The organism is Enterobacter sp. NFIX58 (assembly GCF_900110475.1).
Taxonomy (GTDB): Bacteria; Pseudomonadota; Gammaproteobacteria; order Enterobacterales; family Enterobacteriaceae; genus Enterobacter; species Enterobacter quasiroggenkampii.
On the sequence record NZ_FODW01000001.1, the window covers coordinates 155,163 to 171,577 of the forward strand.

Sequence of the window (16,415 nt, forward strand, 5' to 3'; positions counted from 1 at the left end):
CGATTAACGTGAAAAAACACACGCCGATATTTCTTTGTTCCATCCTGATGTTTACCTGGCTCGGCAGCAATGTGGTTTTGGCTCAGGTAATGCCTCCCGTTCTGACAAAACGGGATTTTTCTGTGCAGATCAAAGACCAGCCTGTCGCATTGGGCGACCGATGGTCTCCTGATAGTGCCGGTAAAATTGATGTGCCGTTGGAAGGCAACTTTGTCGGTGAGGTTCCTTTTGACGGAACGAACTATAAATTCTACCAGCATCAAAGGGCTGGGTTAGAAATATTCAGTTCCAATCTCTGGTGGGATAAAGCTGAACGAAGCGTTGATGATTATATCGTGTCGCAGATTACGCTGACTGCCGAAGACTTCGCAACGCCGCGTGGTGTCCATGTGGGTTCAACGAGAAAGGAACTGAACAGCGCATACGGTACCGGTCAGGTCGACAATGATGCGGGGGAGCAGTGGATTACCTACGAATTGGATAAAAAAGTGCTTTCTTTTGAGATAAAAGGCGGGAACGTTATAAAAATAACGATGAATTACAACAATGATTCTCAAGAATAATTTATGACCAAAAAATATCTGGCAGTCGTATTGTTCGCGGCTTTATTGACAGGCGTCGTTGAAACGTCATCGGCACTTGAATTATCGCAATACAATAAGCTCGATACGGTAAATCGCATCCTTAACGACAGTGAAGTGACAGACAATCTCAGGACGCTGTTGGGAAATCATTACCAAACCTTTATTGATAACTTTGACGTCTTCGGCGAACCGCACACCACCGCAGGTGGAGGACTGTTTGTTGAAGGCTGGCTAAAAGATCTTTATCTGGAGAACGCGTCAGCGCTGGTTATCAATCCTGACGGCAAAATCTTTGCGGCCTGGGTGGTTCCGGAGTCGGACGTAATCCATTACCAATCCTCTGATAATGGCCCGGGTATTAATGCTGATATCCAGCAATGGGCCGCCAGGTTCAATACGATGCAGTTTGCAACGAACAGCCAATCGAGACCTGCGTTTGACGGGGTTTGGGCAGGCGGGGTTGGCAACGACTCGACATTAACCCTGCAGTTAGCTGAATCAGGCAACCGTATCACCGGGTCTTATTGCTATATCTTCCAGAGAGGTAATCGCATCGACTGCCCGGAAGAAGATGAGCGAAATCTTAGCGGTACGATCGCGGGAAACCGTGCGAACGTAGAGTTCAACTCATCGTTTGGCGGCGCAGGCGGAAGGGCTGTTCTGGAAATAAAGGGGAGTGAAATGGAATGGCGTCTGGTAACGCCTCCACAAAAAGGAAATGATTATACTCCGCTGCGTTATACGTTACGTAAAGCCGCTTCGGTTCATCACGCTGAAACCAGAAAACTGGACACCGAAAAGTTCACTATCTCTCTGATAAACAAGTGCGGGCGTTTCGAGAGCGAATGTGACCAGATGTTTTATCTCGGCGTGCGCAAAAGCGATAACAGTACGATCTCCTTAAAGGGAAAAACGTTACACGACCCCGCAGGTAAAATAATCGGCTCAACGTACAAGAATGGCGAGATCGTTTACACCGTGACGTATGCGCCTGTGAAATTGGTTGTCAGTAAAGGCAGCCATGTTTTAGTCGAACAATCAGGTCAATGGCGTAAATAAAACAGCCAGCCAAAAGGCCAGCATGGATTGGCCTTCTTGTTTCTCTCAATATTAATCATCCCGAGTTCACTTATGAAATACACCCTCCAGGAAGGTTCATTTTCCCTTTTTCCTGCTGCCTGGCAGGATAACAGCATGAACATCATTCGCGATGACGAAAGCGGGCTGTCCGTGGTGGTCAGCCGCGGCGTGATTCCCGATGGCAGCGACTACGAACAAGAGTTTCACCGCCAGTGGGATGTGTTGCGTCCTCAGATGGGTGAGATCGCCCAGAGCGAATTCCGGAACGTAAACGCCGGGCCTGACGGCAAAATCACCGGGCTGGAAGTTGAGACCACCTTTGACCGTAACGGGCAACGCCTGTGGCAAAAACAGCTGGCCGTGCAGACGCCGGGCAAACCGGTATTGATGATTTTTACCCTCTCGGCATTAAGAGCTTTTACCGAAGAGGACGAGGTGCGCTGGAGCGCGCTTAAGCAGAGTCTGACGCTAAACGACAACCGGAATGTGTAAGGCATGAGCGATAACAACGCGGCCCGTAAGGGCGACGAGATTATTCACTCCAGCATTTTTGCTGACATCACCAGCATCGTGGCGGAAGGTGCCGCCTATGCGGTGATCGGTGCGGCAGTGGGGCTGGCGGCTACGGCCGCCGCGCCACTCCTTGGTGCCGGAGCCGCCGCAGCGGGCGTGGCGGCGATTGGGTCCAGCTGTCTGTTAAGCGGGATTATCGGTGGCGTGCTGGCGAACGTGGCGGGGATCACCGACGATATCAGCAACGCCGCGGAAGGGTTAGGCAATGCGCTTTTCCCACCGTCGCCTGCGGGTAAAATTACCACCGGTTCGAACAACGTACTGACCAACGCAATCCCCGCCGCACGTGCGGCAGGCACGCTGACGCCCGCCGATACACCGTCCCCTGAGCCGCAGTCACCGGGCAGCTTTGCCGATTACGCGGGCATGTTGCTTTCCGCCGCCGGACAGTTTGGCAGCGAAATGTGGCAGCCGAGCGTGGCCTCTGCCGCCGCGGGGACCTCGCCGCTGGAAGAGGACAAGGTGGCGTGTGAAAAGCACTCCGGGCCGCAGTATCTGGCGGAAGGCTCTAAAAGCGTCTTTATCAACGGGCAGCCCGCGGTGCGTGCGAAAGATCGCACCACCTGCGAAGGCACCGTTTCCGACGACGTCTCCCCGAACGTGATCATCGGCGGGGACACGCTCACGGTCCGCGATATCAAAAGCGGTAAAACGCCGGGTCTGGCGCTGGGGATGATTGCGCTCTCCCTGCTGCGCGGGCGTCCGGGCAAGATCCTGAAAAACATGCCCTGCGCGCTGGCCTCGGCCGGCGGCGGGATGCTGGCGGATATGGCGGTCAACGCCGTGTTTGGCTCCTCGCACCCGGTCCACGCCGCCACTGGCGTGAAGGTGCTGAACGACGACGATGAGCTCGACTTCTCGCTGCCGGGGCGCTTCCCGCTTCGCTGGCAGCGCAGCTACAACAGCCTGACCACCCGCGAAGGGCTGTTTGGTCTGGGCTGGGCAACGACCTTTGACAGCTATCTCTCGCTGGAAGGTAACCATGCGACCTGGTTCGATGAAACCGGGCGCGAGCTGAGCTTTGAACTGCCGCCTGTCGACCGCGCGTTTTACAGCATCAGCGAAGGCATCATTATCCGCCGTAATGAGAACGGCGACGTGGCGATTGCCGACGATGACGGTGCGGTGTGGCGTCTGTATAAACCGACACGGGCGAATCCCTCCATCCTGCGCCTGGCCTCCCTCAGCGACGAATACGACAACGCGTTGCTGACGGCGTGGGACGAGCACGGCAGGCTGGTTGGTCTTCACGACGAGCCGCGGGCGATAGACGTCACCCTGCGCTATGAAGATGAACGATTCCCCCATCGCGTTACCGCTGCCAGCCATTTCGACGGCAACCAAGCCTGGCCGCTGATGCAGTGGGGCTACGATGCGCGCGGCCAGCTGGCGAACGCGACGGACGCCTCCGGCGTGGTGACGCGTGAATACCGTTACAACGACCACGGCCTGATGGTCTGGCACCGGATGCCGGGCGGGCTGGAGAGCGAATACCGCTGGCAAAAATTCGACCACTGGCGCGTGGTGGAAAACCGCACCAGCACCGGCGACGGCTGCCGCTTTAGCTATGATTTAGCCGCCGGGCTGACGACCGTCGAGCACTACGATGGTCAGACGCGCCGCCACTACTGGAACGCGCAAAATCTGATTGTCCGCTACGTAGACGAGCGCGGTGAAAACTGGCGCTACGAGTGGGATGATAACGAGCTTCTGACGCGTCGCATCGATCCGCTCGGCAACGCCGTCACCTTCGTCTACGACGAGATGGGCAACCGGGTGCAGGAGACCGATGCCGACGGCAATACCCTCACCACCACCTGGCTGGAGCACCGCGCGCTTCCCGCGGCCATTATCGAAGCCGACGGCAGCGCCACCCGGTTCTGGTACGACGAACACCACGGGCTGAAGCGCGTGGTGGACCCGATGGGGCAGACGACGCAGCTGCGCCGGGACGCGTTCGGCCAGGTCGTGGAAGAGGTCGATGCCGCTGGCAACAGCCGCTACCAGGAGTACAATGAGGCCGGGCAGATTGTCCGTTCGACGGACTGTTCCGGGCGTATTACCCGCTATCGCTATCATCCGCTGGGCTGGCTGGTGGCTGAGACTGGCGCCGATGGTGAAGAGACGCGCTACCGCTACGACGCCGCAGGGCGTCCGGTGCAGCTCGATCGCCCGGAAGGCTGGACGGAATCGCTCAAATGGAACGAACGTGGCCTGCCGGTGAAGCATGCGGGCGCTGACGGGAAAGAAAGTGAGTTCAGATACGACGAGGCGGGGCGCTTAATCGCCACCCGTAATACGCAGGGTGAAGAAGTGCGCCGCCGCTGGGACAGCCGCGGGCGTCTGATTGCCCTGGAAAACGAGAACGGCGAAGCGTATCAGTTCCGCTGGGGGCCAGACTCGCTGCTGCTGGAAGAGGTGGGGCTCGATGGCGTAGCCTCGCAGTATCGCTATGATGCCTGCGGGCGCACGATTGCGCGCACCTTTGCCGCCGGTCATCCGGAGGCTATCACCCACGCCTTCGCCTGGAGCGCGAGCGGCCAGCTGGTCGCCCGCACCACACCGGAAGGGCAGACCCGCTACCATTACACGCCGTCCGGGCTATTAAGCCGGATTGGTCTGCATCCTGCGCTTTCACCCGACGCGTGGACCACCGAGGCAGAGCAGGAGCTTGCCTTTGAGTATGACGCGCTCGGTCGCGTGACGCGCGAAGCGGGCGAGCACGGTGAGCTGGCGTGGGAGTATGACGCGCTGGGCAACCGCACCTCCGTCACGCTGCCCGATGGTCGCGAGCTGAAGCAGTTCTACTACGGCAGCGGGCATTTGCTCAGCATTGCTCTCGATAAGCTGTCGGTCTCCGATTTTACTCGCGACGAACTCCACCGTGAGACCAGCCGCACCCAGGGGCTGTTGACCACCCGCAGCGAGTACGACCGCCTCGGCCGACTGCACCGCCGGGACGTCTTTACCGGCAATGCGCAACGCCCGTCGCCGCGCCGCTGGTCCCGCCGCTGGGATTACGACTACCGCAATAATCTGGTGCGCGAAGAGCGGGACGATAACCCGTTCAGCTGGTACCGCTGGCAGTACGACAGCGCCGGGCGCCTGCTTGTTCAGGACGGCACGCTGCCTGGCCAGGAGCAGTGGCGCTGGGATGCAGCCGGTAACCCGCTGGAAGGTTCTGCTGAGAAGGTCACGCACAACCGCCTGACGCAGCTGAACGGCATTCGCTGGCGTTATGACATCCACGGCCGCACCGTGGAGAAGGATAACGGCCAGACCCGCTGGCACTACCGCTACGACGGCGAACATCGCCTGACGGAAGTCATCAGCCAGCCGCGGGACCGCAACAAACCGCAGACGCAGGTCAGCTTCCGCTACGATCCGCTCGGTCGCCGCATCAGCAAAACGCGCCGCCAGATGCTGGGCGGACAGTCAACCGGCAAGCCGGTCACCACCCGGTTTGTCTGGGAAGGGTTCCGGCTGCTGCAGGAAGTGCACGGGGATGTGCCGCTGACCTACGTCTACAGCGATCAGGACAGCTACGACCCGCTGGCGCGTATTGACGGCGTTGATGCTCCGGAGATTTTCTGGTTCCACTGCCAACCCAACGGCACGCCGGAGCGGATGACGGATATCGAAGGGCAGGTGCGCTGGGAAGGGGTGAACGGCGCCTGGGGCAAGCTGCTGCGGGAAAGCGAGACGCAGATATCAGGATATTCTCAGAACCTGCGCATGCAGGGGCAATACCTGGACCGTGAGACAGGGCTGCACTACAATCTGTTCCGGTATTACGACCCGGACTGCGGACGGTTTACGCAGCAGGACCCGATAGGGCTGGCGGGGGGGATTAACTTATATAAATATACTGTTAACCCTCTTACCTGGATAGATCCTCTGGGTTTAGCTGGTTGCACTTTAACAAAATCGAAGTCAAAAAATTACGAATACGTTTTGAAACTGAAACGCTCTGAATATCCTGCAACGTTTGGTCACATATCAGACGCGATCGATTTAGGACATGCAAAGGTTGTAACAATTCAACGAGGCACTGCGAAAGCTAACAGGAAAACGAGTCTAAAAAATATCAAAACAAAGCCTGGTTATGATCGTGATGAATGGCCTATGGCGATGTTTAAAGAAGGCGGTGATGGCGCTAGCGTAAGATATATAGATCCTAGTGACAACCGTGGTGCAGGTTCAAGTATTGGTAATGTTTTATCAGAACTGCCAGATGGAACAAGAATAAAAGTCGAGGTAATATAATGAGTGATAAGAGCATGCAAACAGTAGATCTACTTATTTCGCATAGTCAAATATTGTTACGATCCCGAGATTATGACGAAAAGCTGAGTCAGTGGGGAAAAGGCAATGTTTCTCAAGGTGCTGTTCTACACAAGGATTATGTTATATTCGATCCATTACCAGAGGACGCGTTTGGAGCAAACGTCAATATCAAAAAAGAGAATGCTTTCAAAATGGATGAAAATGCTCAGCGCTGTATTGTTGTGCCATTTTTCATTACGGATAAAGATAAGCTGCAAATCGCTTCTGCAACTGAGAAATTTGATTTAAATATAGATGTGAACGATAAAGTTTATTCACTCTTTTATGAGATCTGTGAAGGAGATGAAATTTACTATAATTTCACTCTTGTACCGGCAAAAGAAGCTATTGATGCTAAGTTTTTGCTAGATGACCCTTGGGGAGGAATAAAAGACCATCCTCTCAAAGAAGGTATTTTTTAAATTTAATACTATCTGGGAAATTTATCTCGGAAAAAAAATCCACGCCAAAGCGTGGATTTTTTTCATTCAAAACCAATCAAACGTTAAACAGGAAGTTCATCACATCGCCATCTTTAACGATGTAATCTTTCCCTTCTGCACGCATCTTGCCTGCTTCTTTCGCGCCTTGCTCACCCTTGTAGGTGATAAAGTCTTCAAACGCGATAGTCTGCGCACGAATAAAGCCTTTCTCGAAGTCGGTGTGGATCTTACCGGCCGCCTGAGGCGCAGTCGCACCCACAGGGATGGTCCACGCACGCACTTCCTTCACGCCAGCGGTGAAGTAGGTCTGCAGGTTCAGCAGCTCATAGCCTGCACGAATTACGCGGTTCAGGCCCGGCTCTTCCAGACCCAGCTCGGCCATGAACTCTTCACGGTCGGCGTCGTCCAGCTCGGCGATGTCGGATTCAACGGCAGCGCACACGGCAACAACCACAGAACCTTCCGCCGCGGCGATTTCACGCACTTTGTCGAGGTACGGGTTGTTCTCGAAACCGTCTTCGTTAACGTTGGCGATGTACATGGTTGGCTTCAGGGTCAGGAAGCTCAGGTATTTGATCGCCGCTTTGTCTTCGTCAGTCAGGTTTTTCAGCGCGCGCAGCATGCCGGCGTTTTCCAGCTGTGGCAGGCATTTTTCCAGCGCAGCCAGTTCCGCTTTCGCGTCCTTGTCGCCGCCTTTGGCTTTCTTCTGCACGCGGTGAATCGCGCGTTCGCAGGTGTCGAGGTCAGAGAGCGCCAGCTCGGTGTTGATAACGTCGATGTCGTCAGCCGGATCCACTTTGTTGTTAACGTGGATGATGTTGTCGTTCTCGAAGCAGCGCACAACGTGGCCGATCGCTTCGGTTTCACGAATGTTGGTCAGGAACTGGTTACCCAGACCTTCGCCTTTGGATGCGCCTTTTACCAGGCCCGCGATGTCCACGAATTCCATGGTGGTTGGCAGAATGCGCTGCGGCTTCACGATTTCCGCGAGCTGGTCCAGACGCGGATCAGGCATTGGCACAACGCCGGTGTTAGGTTCGATGGTACAGAACGGGAAGTTCGCCGCTTCGATACCCGCTTTGGTAAGCGCGTTAAACAGGGTGGATTTGCCCACGTTTGGCAGACCGACGATACCGCATTTGAATCCCATTTCTAAATCACCTTAATATCTTGATAATCAATCCGTTAACGATAACCGATTGATGAAAAGTAAATAACTACGCCTATTATACACGTAACCCGCATGACGCGCGGTAAAAAAGCCGTATCGGGCGGATTATTGCGCTTTGAAAGCGTGTAAGCGGTTTGTCGCTTTGGTTAAGCCGTCTTTCAGCCAGATTTCCGTGCAGCGTGCCGCTTCGTCTACCGCCTCGTCAATCAGTTTCTGCTCAGAAACCGGTGGCTTACCGAGCACGAAACCGACAACTTTGTTTTTATCGCCCGGATGGCCGATTCCCACGCGCAAACGGTGGAAATTCGGGTTATTGCCCAGCTTGCTGATGATGTCTTTAAGACCGTTGTGGCCGCCGTGTCCGCCGCCCAGTTTGAATTTTGCTACGCCAGGGGGAAGATCCAGCTCATCGTGGGCGACCAGAATTTCATCCGGATTGATGCGATAAAACGTTGCCATTGCCGCCACGGCTTTACCGCTCAGGTTCATAAAGGTGGTAGGCACCAGTAAACGAACATCCGCGCCAGCAAGGTTGATACGTGAGGTATACCCGAAGAATTTAGGTTCTTCACGCAGGGGAGCACGTAACCGCTCGGCCAGCAGATCGACGTACCATGCCCCGGCATTGTGGCGGGTAGCCGCATATTCTGCGCCCGGGTTGGCGAGGCCGACAATCAGTTTAATCGTCACGATTCAATTCCTAATGGGTTCCAGATCTGGCGCGTAGTTTACTGTCTGGCGCGCCGCTTGACAAAATTCTGCGATCGTCGCAGCGAAATACGAATAATTACTTATCTGAACAATTAGAATTTCAAGCTGTTCAACGTGTTATTTGTAAACTTTTGTTTGGGAGTTATCTGTAATTGTGATCATTCACGCAACTCATAAAAGGGGCGTTGTCTATACTTTACACACAAGGATTAGGGGCTTTTCCCCTGACAACCCAAAGTTCCGGAGGTGACACATGAAACGCAAAAACGCTTCGTTACTCGGTAACGTGCTCATGGGGTTGGGGCTGTTCGTGATGGTTGCCGGCGTGGGTTATTCAATTTTAAACCAACTGCCGCAGCTTGATCTCCCGCAATACTTTGCGCATGGCGCGATATTGAGCATCTTCATTGGTGCAGTGTTGTGGCTGGCGGGAGCACGCGTGAGCGGCCATGAGGAAGTGTGTGACAAATACTGGTGGGTGCGCCACTACGATAAACGCTGTCGTCGCGATCAGCATAAGCACAGCTGACGCTACGTTAAAGAATACCGAAACGGCTCCTCAGGGAGTCGTTTTTTTTTGCATCAAGGGTTGACCCTCACGTAACGTAAGGCTCCAGAGTAGCGGCACTGGCAAAGTAAAAGGAGCAGTTATGTTGATTCAGGTGGGTGAGCTGGCGAAACGGGCCGGGATCACCGTACGCACATTGCATCACTATGAGCAAACAGGGTTGTTGCTGCCTTCTGCCAGAAGCGCAGCAGGTTACCGGCTCTACAACCTGGCGGATGTTCAGCGTCTGCATATGATCCAGGCGCTGGCAAAGGCGGGGCTGGAACTTGCTGAAATCAGGGATTTCCTGGAACAGGAGTCGCTGTCGTTAACCGAGTTACTCGATGCGCAAATCACGCTGCTGGATAAACAGCTGCGCAGCATACGTACGCTGCGCGACCGACTGGTCGAACTGCGCACCGGGCTGCTCAACGATGCGACGCCGGATCTGGAATCCTGGCTACAGACTCTGGAGTTAATGAATATGTACGATCGCTGGTTTAGCAAAGAAGAGTTACAGCAGCTGCCGTTTGCGGTGCAGAAGGATGCGCTGGCGGCCATCTGGTCAGGGCTGGTTGCGGAGGCAAACACGCTGTTGAAACAGCACATACCCGTCACGGACCCGCGGGCGATGGCCCTGGCGACGCGCTGGATGGAACGCCTGGAGCAGGACACGGCGGGCAAGCCGGAGTTTCTCACCCGGCTGAACGAGATGCACAGCGTGGAGCCACAGATGCAGGTGCAGACCGGCATCACGCCGGAAATGACCGATTACATTACGCGAGCGTTCGCCGAGTCGAAGCTGATTATCTGGGAAAAATATCTTTGCGCCGAGGAGATGGCCTTTACCCGGAAGCACTACTTTGACCGCATGATGGAGTGGCCGCCGCTGGTGGCAAAACTGCATCAGGCGCAGCGGGAGAATATCGATCCTGCCTCGGAGGAGGCGCAAAAGCTGGCTGAAAACTGGCTGGCGTTATTCCAGTCATATGCAGGCACCAGCCCGGAGACCCAGCAAAAGTTTCGCACGGCCATGCAGCAGGAGCCGCATCTGATGAAGGGAACATGGATGACGCCTGCCGTGCTTGGGTGGCTTCAGCAGGCGATTGGGGTGCTGATGCAGAGACGTTCCTCTGCATCAGGCGGCTCACAGATCCGCTAACGCGGCTTCACGGTTAGGATAAAAGGCAAGGCGGCCAGGGATCGGCTGCACGCCCGCGCGCGCCATGGTGCGCAGGGGCTGGAATTCGAGGTTACTCACCCGCAGTTCACAGCCTTCCGGCAGACGCGCAACAAAGCGCTGGAAGGCATCCAGGCCGCCAGCGTCCAGCACCGGTACGGCATCCCATTTCAATACCACAACCCGTTTGCCCGCAATGCGGGACTCCAGATCGCTGAACAAACCTTCCGCCGCGGCAAAGAACAGCGGGCCAATCACGCGCAGAACCAGCGCATCGTCAGGCACCTCTACGTTGACCGGGGAGAGGCGCGTCATCTGCGCGATACGGCGCATAAACAGCAGGGACGCCAGCACGATCCCGACGCTGATGGCGATGACCATATCGAACAGCACGGTCAGCGACATGCAGATCAGCATCACGATGATGTCGTCTTTCGGCGCGCGACGCAGCAGGTTCACCACCTTGTGCGCCTCACTCATGTTCCAGGCCACCATCAGCAGCAGAGCGGCCATGGCGGAAAGCGGTAGCCAGGAGAGCAGCGGGGCGAGGATCAGCAGGGCGAGGATCACCAGTACGGAATGGATAACTGCCGAAACGGGTGACGTTGCCCCCGCGCGCACGTTGGCCGCGGAACGGGCGATGGCTGCCGTTGCGGTAATACCGCCAAAGAACGGCGCGACGAGGTTCCCCAATCCCTGACCGACCAGTTCGCTGTTAGCTTTGTGCTTGGTGCCGGTCATCCCGTCCAGAACGACGGCGCAGAGCAGGGATTCAATCGCCCCCAGCATCGCCATCGAGAACGCGGCGGGAAGCAGGGCGCGCAGGGAATCCCAGCTTAAGGTAAAGCTGGAGCCGGGCATATCCCACGGCAGCACCAGCTGCGGCAACAGTTGCGGAATGCCGCTGCCCTGTGACCCGTCCGCCAGAACATAGTGGAACTGTGAGCCGATAGTCGCGACATGACCACCGAACATATTGACGATAGCCATCACCGCGCAGCCCAGCAGCAACGCGGGCAGATGGCCCGGCAGTCGAATGCCCAGACGAGGCCAGACGATCAGCGTGCCCAGCGTCACTATCCCGATGGCGGCGTCGCCGAGGTTCGCAGTCGGCAGCGCCATAAACAGCGCGCCCACTTTTTGCAGATAGTGTTCAGGGACGTGAGCCATTTGCAGGCCGAGGAAATCCTTGATCTGCATGGTTCCGATGGTGATCCCAATCCCCGAGGTGAACCCCAGCGTCACGGAAAGGGGGATGTACTCAATCAGCCGCCCAAAACGGGCCAGACCAAACAGAATCAAAAAGACCCCGGACATCAGGGTGGCGACCAGCAGGCCTGCCAGACCAAACTGCTGTGAAACCGGGTAGAGGATCACCACAAAGGCGGCAGTCGGGCCGGAGACGCTGAAGCGCGAGCCGCCGGTCAGAGCGATGACGATCCCGGCCACGGCTGAGGTGTACAGGCCGTACTGCGGCGCAACGCCGCTGCCAATCGCCAGCGCCATCGCCAGCGGGATGGCAATAATGCCGACGGTGATCCCGGCAATCAGGTCACGCACAAAGCGTGAGGAGGTGTACTTCTCTTTCCAGCAGGCGTCGATGAGGGCGCGAAAGGGCAGAACATGTGAGGAGGCTACGTTTTTCACAATTATCTATCATCCGTATGCGCATCATCTGTCATATGAATGGCAGGTGAAGGAGGCATTAATCATACAAATAAAACCCAGAGACAAAAAAACCCGCCGCAGCGGGTTTTTTGGCCGTGCTCGATCAGTGTTCGAACATTGCAGAGATGGATTCTTCGTTGCTGATACGACGAATCGCTTCGGCCAGCATCCCGGACAGGGTCAGGGTACGCACGTTTGGCAGTGCCTTGATCTCGTCGCTCAGTGGGATGGTATCGCATACCACAACTTCGTCAATTACGGAGTTGCGCAGGTTGTTTACGGCATTGCCAGAGAAGATCGGGTGGGTCGCGTAAGCGAATACGCGCTTGGCACCACGCTCTTTCAGCGCTTCAGCCGCTTTACACAGCGTACCGCCGGTATCGATCATGTCGTCAACCAGCACGCAGTCGCGGCCAGCCACGTCACCGATGATGTGCATCACCTGAGAAACGTTAGCGCGCGGACGACGTTTGTCGATAATCGCCATGTCGGTATCGTTCAGCAGCTTAGCGATAGCACGGGCACGTACCACGCCGCCGATGTCCGGAGAAACCACGATTGGGTTATCCAGGTTCAGCTGCAGCATGTCTTCCAGCAGGATTGGGCTGCCGAATACGTTATCAACCGGGACGTCGAAGAAGCCCTGGATCTGCTCTGCGTGCAGGTCAACGGTCAGTACGCGGTCAACGCCAACGCTGGACAGGAAGTCAGCGACAACTTTCGCGGTAATTGGCACACGCGCGGAACGGACGCGACGGTCCTGGCGGGCATAGCCGAAGTAAGGGATTACAGCAGTGATACGGCCTGCGGAAGCGCGACGCAGGGCGTCGACCATAACAACCAGTTCCATCAGGTTGTCGTTCGTTGGAGCACAGGTGGACTGGATGATGAAAATATCACCACCGCGTACATTTTCGTTAATTTGTACGCTGACTTCGCCGTCGCTAAAGCGACCTACGGCGGCGTCGCCGAGGGAAGTGTACAGGCGGTTGGCAATACGTTGTGCTAGTTCCGGGGTGGCGTTACCAGCAAAAAGCTTCATATCAGGCACGAGAAGAACCTCAGGCATGCGTCCAGTGGTGGATAGCGTTCGCCGTAAACTGTGCGGGCCAGGCAAAGGCTATCCAGGCGGTGTATTAAAGAGCGCGATGCAACGTCTGGAACAGGGTGACGTTGTCACCGAAACTCAGTCTGCGCCAGAATGGCCTGCTGTAGGGGGGAAATGTTCATCCCACGCGCTACAAAACCATGCAGCCAAACCGGCGCTTGCTCAAGCACCTGACGAGCGGCGGATTCGGTGTCAAATTCAGCAAAGACACAGGCCCCTGTACCAGTCAGGCGCGACGGCGCGTATTCTAACAGCCAGGAAAGCACCGCATCAACCTCGCGAAAACGTTTTCTTGCGATATCCTCGCAATCGTTGCTGAATTCACAATTTAATAACGTTTCTATTGACCGAATCGGGGTATTTCTTTTCAGGTCAGGATCTTTAAAGATGACCGGGGTCGGAATGCACACGCCGGGGTGAGCAACAAGATACCATTTTTCCGGCGGGTTGACCGGGGAGAGGATTTCCCCCACGCCCTCGGCAAAGGCCGCATGACCGCGAACAAACACCGGAACATCCGCGCCCAGCGTCAAGCCCAGGGCGGCAAGTTCGTCCTGCGACAGCCCGCATCCCCAGAGGTGGTTCAGGGCAACCAGCACCGTGGCGGCGTTAGATGAGCCGCCGCCCAGACCGCCGCCCATCGGCAGACGTTTCTCAATACGAATATCCGCACCGCTTCCCGCAGGCAGACGACCCGATTCCGCTGCGGCGTTCATCAGCAGACGCGCGGCGCGCACAATCAGGTTGTCCTCATGCGCCACGCCGTCGACCGGCGTCAGGAGGCAAATCTGCCCGTCCTGACGCAGTTCAATGGAGAGGGTGTCGCCATAGTCAATAAACTGAAACAGCGTCTGCAGGGTGTGATAGCCGTCAGCGCGCTGGCCGGTAATGTATAAAAACAGATTCAGTTTTGCCGGAGAGGGCCAGTGGGTCATCATTTAACGATCCAGTTGTCCATTTTCAGCTTGATGCGCTGGCTGCCCTGGGTCAGTTCCATATTCGATGGCAGCGACGGTTTACTCTTGCTGTCATAGTCGCTGTACACCACTTTCCAGGTCTTGCCGTTCTGAGTGTAGTTCACCTGGCTCAGACGATATTGATCGTCCAGGGTGTAGTCGGTGGCATCGCCCGGCAGGCCGAGGATCCACTGGCGCAGGCTGTTGAGCGGGATAGGCATTCCGGTCAGCTTGCCAATCATCTCTTCGGCATCGGTTGCGGTGTAGTGCTGGCCTTTGTTATCGGTGATCTGCGCTTCGCCCGGTTTCGCGATAAGCTCCAGCTCGGTGCTGCCCAGCGGGTTCAGCAGCAGCAGGCGATAGTTGTCCTGACCCGTTTGTTGCCAGAAGAAGCGTGCATACACTTTTTGCTCATCAGAGAGATAGGCGAAGGCGCCGCGGGTCTGGTACTGGCTCAAATTACGGACGTCCTGCTGGTGCTGACGCCACTGGGGTGAATCAGGGCTTTTGCCCGGGCCTTTTGGTTGGGTGACGGTACACGCGGTCAGAACCAGTGCCGCCAGGGGCAGCAGGCGAATCAGTCGGGTCATAATGAGGACAAATCCTTGAGATACGTTGCAGTTATAACTGTTAATGCTAGCGTCGAAGGGGGCTACCGTCTACGTTCAAATTATCTCAAAGCGTTGTGTAACCTATTACTCCGAAAGGGGGCTGTCTCTTTTATTGATCTCGCGCATCCTGTATGATGCGTTCTGCTAACCTTATTAACGCTGGTACTACTCCCGCTCAACATGACCCTATTAGCACTCGGTATCAACCACAAAACAGCCCCGGTTTCGCTGCGAGAACGCGTAACGTTTTCGCCAGATACGCTCGACCTGGCGCTGGACAGCCTGCTTGCACAGCCTATGGTGCAGGGTGGCGTGGTGCTCTCGACGTGCAACCGTACCGAGCTCTATTTAAGCGTGGAAGAGCAGGATAACCTGCACGAAGCGCTGATCCGCTGGTTATGCGACTACCACAATCTCAATGAAGACGAGCTGCGCAACAGCCTGTACTGGCATCAGGACAACGATGCCGTCAGCCATCTGATGCGCGTGGCCAGCGGGCTGGATTCGCTGGTGCTCGGCGAACCGCAAATTCTGGGTCAGGTGAAAAAAGCCTTTGCGGATTCGCAAAAAGGGCATCTGAAGGCCAGTGAGCTGGAGCGCATGTTCCAGAAGTCATTCTCCGTGGCGAAGCGTGTGCGAACCGAAACCGACATTGGTGCCAGTGCGGTTTCTGTTGCTTTCGCGGCCTGCACCCTTGCACGCCAAATCTTTGAATCCCTCTCCACCGTCACCGTGATGCTGGTGGGCGCGGGCGAAACCATCGAGCTTGTGGCGCGCCATCTGCGCGAGCATAAAGTGAAAAAGATGATTATCGCTAACCGCACCCGCGAACGCGCGCAGGTGCTGGCGGATGAAGTGGGCGCAGAGGTGGTTGCCCTGAGCGACATCGATGAACGTCTGAAAGAGGCGGACATTATTATCAGCTCGACTGCCAGTCCGCTGCCAATTATCGGCAAAGGGATGGTGGAGCGTGCGCTGAAGTCCCGTCGTAATCAGCCGATGCTGCTGGTGGATATCGCCGTCCCTCGCGATGTTGAGCCGGAAGTGGGCAAACTGCCTAACGCCTATCTCTACAGCGTGGATGACCTGCAAAGCATCATTTCGCACAACCTCGCCCAGCGTAAAGCGGCGGCGGTGCAGGCGGAAACCATTGTTGAGCAGGAAACCAGTGAGTTTATGGCCTGGCTGCGCGCGCAAAGCGTCAGCGAGACCATCCGCGAGTATCGCGGACAGGCGGAGCAGGTGCGTGACGACCTGACAGCCAAAGCGTTAGCGGCCCTGGAGCAGGGCGGCGACGCACATGCAATTATGCAGGATCTGGCGTGGAAACTGACCAACCGCCTGATTCATGCGCCAACCAAATCTCTTCAGCAGGCTGCCCGTGACGGGGATGATGAACGCCTGACTATTCTGCGCAACAGCCTCGGGCTGGAATAGCGCCCTATACCCATTTTCTA

The 16,415-nt window shown here is 56.2% G+C and carries 14 protein-coding genes; 8 read left to right on the plus strand and 6 right to left on the minus strand.

The window, feature by feature from the left end; genetic code table 11:
- The first annotated feature begins 8 nt into the window (after positions 1-8).
- From BMW97_RS00745 to comJ, 5 genes are all read left to right on the plus strand, one after another.
- The gene (locus BMW97_RS00745; RefSeq protein WP_254783034.1) at positions 9-563 is read left to right on the plus strand and encodes a hypothetical protein; all 555 of its coding nucleotides are present in this window, start codon (positions 9-11) and stop codon (positions 561-563) included.
- A gap of 3 nt (positions 564-566) precedes the next feature.
- The gene (locus BMW97_RS00750; protein ID WP_045908994.1) at positions 567-1,643 is read left to right on the plus strand and encodes a hypothetical protein; all 1,077 of its coding nucleotides are present in this window, start codon (positions 567-569) and stop codon (positions 1,641-1,643) included.
- 72 nt (positions 1,644-1,715) lie between these two features.
- Positions 1,716-2,156: a DcrB-related protein gene (locus BMW97_RS00755; protein WP_045908993.1), complete on the plus strand. Its 441-nt coding sequence runs from the start codon at positions 1,716-1,718 to the stop codon at positions 2,154-2,156.
- Positions 2,157-2,159: 3 nt separating this feature from the next.
- Positions 2,160-6,503 carry an RHS repeat-associated core domain-containing protein gene (locus BMW97_RS00760; RefSeq protein WP_072052274.1) on the plus strand — a complete coding sequence of 1,448 codons (4,344 nt, stop codon included), beginning with the start codon at positions 2,160-2,162 and terminating at the stop codon, positions 6,501-6,503.
- Positions 6,503-6,985, plus strand: a complete 483-nt coding sequence (gene comJ, locus BMW97_RS00765; RefSeq protein WP_032652283.1) for a competence protein ComJ — start codon at positions 6,503-6,505, stop codon at positions 6,983-6,985. Before BMW97_RS00760 ends, comJ begins: the two co-directional genes overlap by 1 nt.
- 76 nt (positions 6,986-7,061) lie before the next feature.
- Here the strand turns inward: comJ and ychF are convergent, their stop codons facing one another.
- Positions 7,062-8,156 (minus strand): redox-regulated ATPase YchF, encoded by a 1,095-nt coding sequence (ychF, locus tag BMW97_RS00770; RefSeq protein WP_003856650.1) that lies wholly within the window; start codon positions 8,154-8,156, stop codon positions 7,062-7,064.
- Positions 8,157-8,282: 126 nt separating this feature from the next.
- Entirely contained in the window at positions 8,283-8,867 is a 585-nt protein-coding gene (gene pth, locus BMW97_RS00775) for an aminoacyl-tRNA hydrolase (RefSeq protein ID WP_023336005.1), read from the minus strand.
- 274 nt (positions 8,868-9,141) lie between these two features.
- On the opposite strand from pth, the gene ychH reads away from it, so the two are divergent.
- Positions 9,142-9,417 (plus strand): stress-induced protein YchH, encoded by a 276-nt coding sequence (gene ychH / locus BMW97_RS00780; protein WP_024907062.1) that lies wholly within the window; start codon positions 9,142-9,144, stop codon positions 9,415-9,417.
- Between the two features lie 121 nt (positions 9,418-9,538).
- Positions 9,539-10,597, plus strand: a complete 1,059-nt coding sequence (locus BMW97_RS00785; RefSeq protein ID WP_045908991.1) for a MerR family transcriptional regulator — start codon at positions 9,539-9,541, stop codon at positions 10,595-10,597.
- Here BMW97_RS00785 and dauA read toward each other — a convergent pair.
- From dauA to lolB, 4 genes are all read right to left on the minus strand, one after another.
- Positions 10,583-12,262: a C4-dicarboxylic acid transporter DauA gene (dauA, locus tag BMW97_RS00790; protein ID WP_045908990.1), complete on the minus strand. Its 1,680-nt coding sequence runs from the start codon at positions 12,260-12,262 to the stop codon at positions 10,583-10,585. The two genes, BMW97_RS00785 and dauA, sit on opposite strands and share 15 nt — an antisense overlap.
- 124 nt (positions 12,263-12,386) lie before the next feature.
- Positions 12,387-13,334 (minus strand): ribose-phosphate diphosphokinase, encoded by a 948-nt coding sequence (gene prs / locus BMW97_RS00795; protein ID WP_003856663.1) that lies wholly within the window; start codon positions 13,332-13,334, stop codon positions 12,387-12,389.
- A 125-nt stretch (positions 13,335-13,459) separates the two neighbouring features.
- Entirely contained in the window at positions 13,460-14,329 is an 870-nt protein-coding gene (gene ispE, locus BMW97_RS00805; protein ID WP_045908989.1) for a 4-(cytidine 5'-diphospho)-2-C-methyl-D-erythritol kinase, read from the minus strand.
- The gene (lolB, locus tag BMW97_RS00810; RefSeq protein WP_008499511.1) at positions 14,326-14,937 is read right to left on the minus strand and encodes a lipoprotein insertase outer membrane protein LolB; all 612 of its coding nucleotides are present in this window, start codon (positions 14,935-14,937) and stop codon (positions 14,326-14,328) included. The genes ispE and lolB overlap by 4 nt, the downstream gene beginning before the upstream one ends.
- A 201-nt stretch (positions 14,938-15,138) precedes the next feature.
- Here lolB and hemA point away from each other — a divergent pair, with 201 nt between their 5' ends.
- On the plus strand, positions 15,139-16,395 hold the full coding sequence (hemA, locus tag BMW97_RS00815) for a glutamyl-tRNA reductase (RefSeq protein ID WP_024907067.1): 1,257 nt from the start codon (positions 15,139-15,141) through the stop codon (positions 16,393-16,395).
- Positions 16,396-16,415: the final 20 nt, after the last annotated feature.

Coding starts and splice junctions, on each gene's coding strand:
- BMW97_RS00750 (WP_045908994.1), top strand. CDS start 567: ATGACCAAAAAATATCTGGCAGTCGTATTGTTCGCGGCTTTATTGACA.
- BMW97_RS00755 (WP_045908993.1), top strand. CDS start 1,716: ATGAAATACACCCTCCAGGAAGGTTCATTTTCCCTTTTTCCTGCTGCC.
- BMW97_RS00760 (WP_072052274.1), top strand. CDS start 2,160: ATGAGCGATAACAACGCGGCCCGTAAGGGCGACGAGATTATTCACTCC.
- comJ (WP_032652283.1), top strand. CDS start 6,503: ATGAGTGATAAGAGCATGCAAACAGTAGATCTACTTATTTCGCATAGT.
- ychF (WP_003856650.1), bottom strand. CDS start 8,156: ATGGGATTCAAATGCGGTATCGTCGGTCTGCCAAACGTGGGCAAATCC.
- ychH (WP_024907062.1), top strand. CDS start 9,142: ATGAAACGCAAAAACGCTTCGTTACTCGGTAACGTGCTCATGGGGTTG.
- BMW97_RS00785 (WP_045908991.1), top strand. CDS start 9,539: ATGTTGATTCAGGTGGGTGAGCTGGCGAAACGGGCCGGGATCACCGTA.
- ispE (WP_045908989.1), bottom strand. CDS start 14,329: ATGATGACCCACTGGCCCTCTCCGGCAAAACTGAATCTGTTTTTATAC.
- lolB (WP_008499511.1), bottom strand. CDS start 14,937: ATGACCCGACTGATTCGCCTGCTGCCCCTGGCGGCACTGGTTCTGACC.
- hemA (WP_024907067.1), top strand. CDS start 15,139: ATGACCCTATTAGCACTCGGTATCAACCACAAAACAGCCCCGGTTTCG.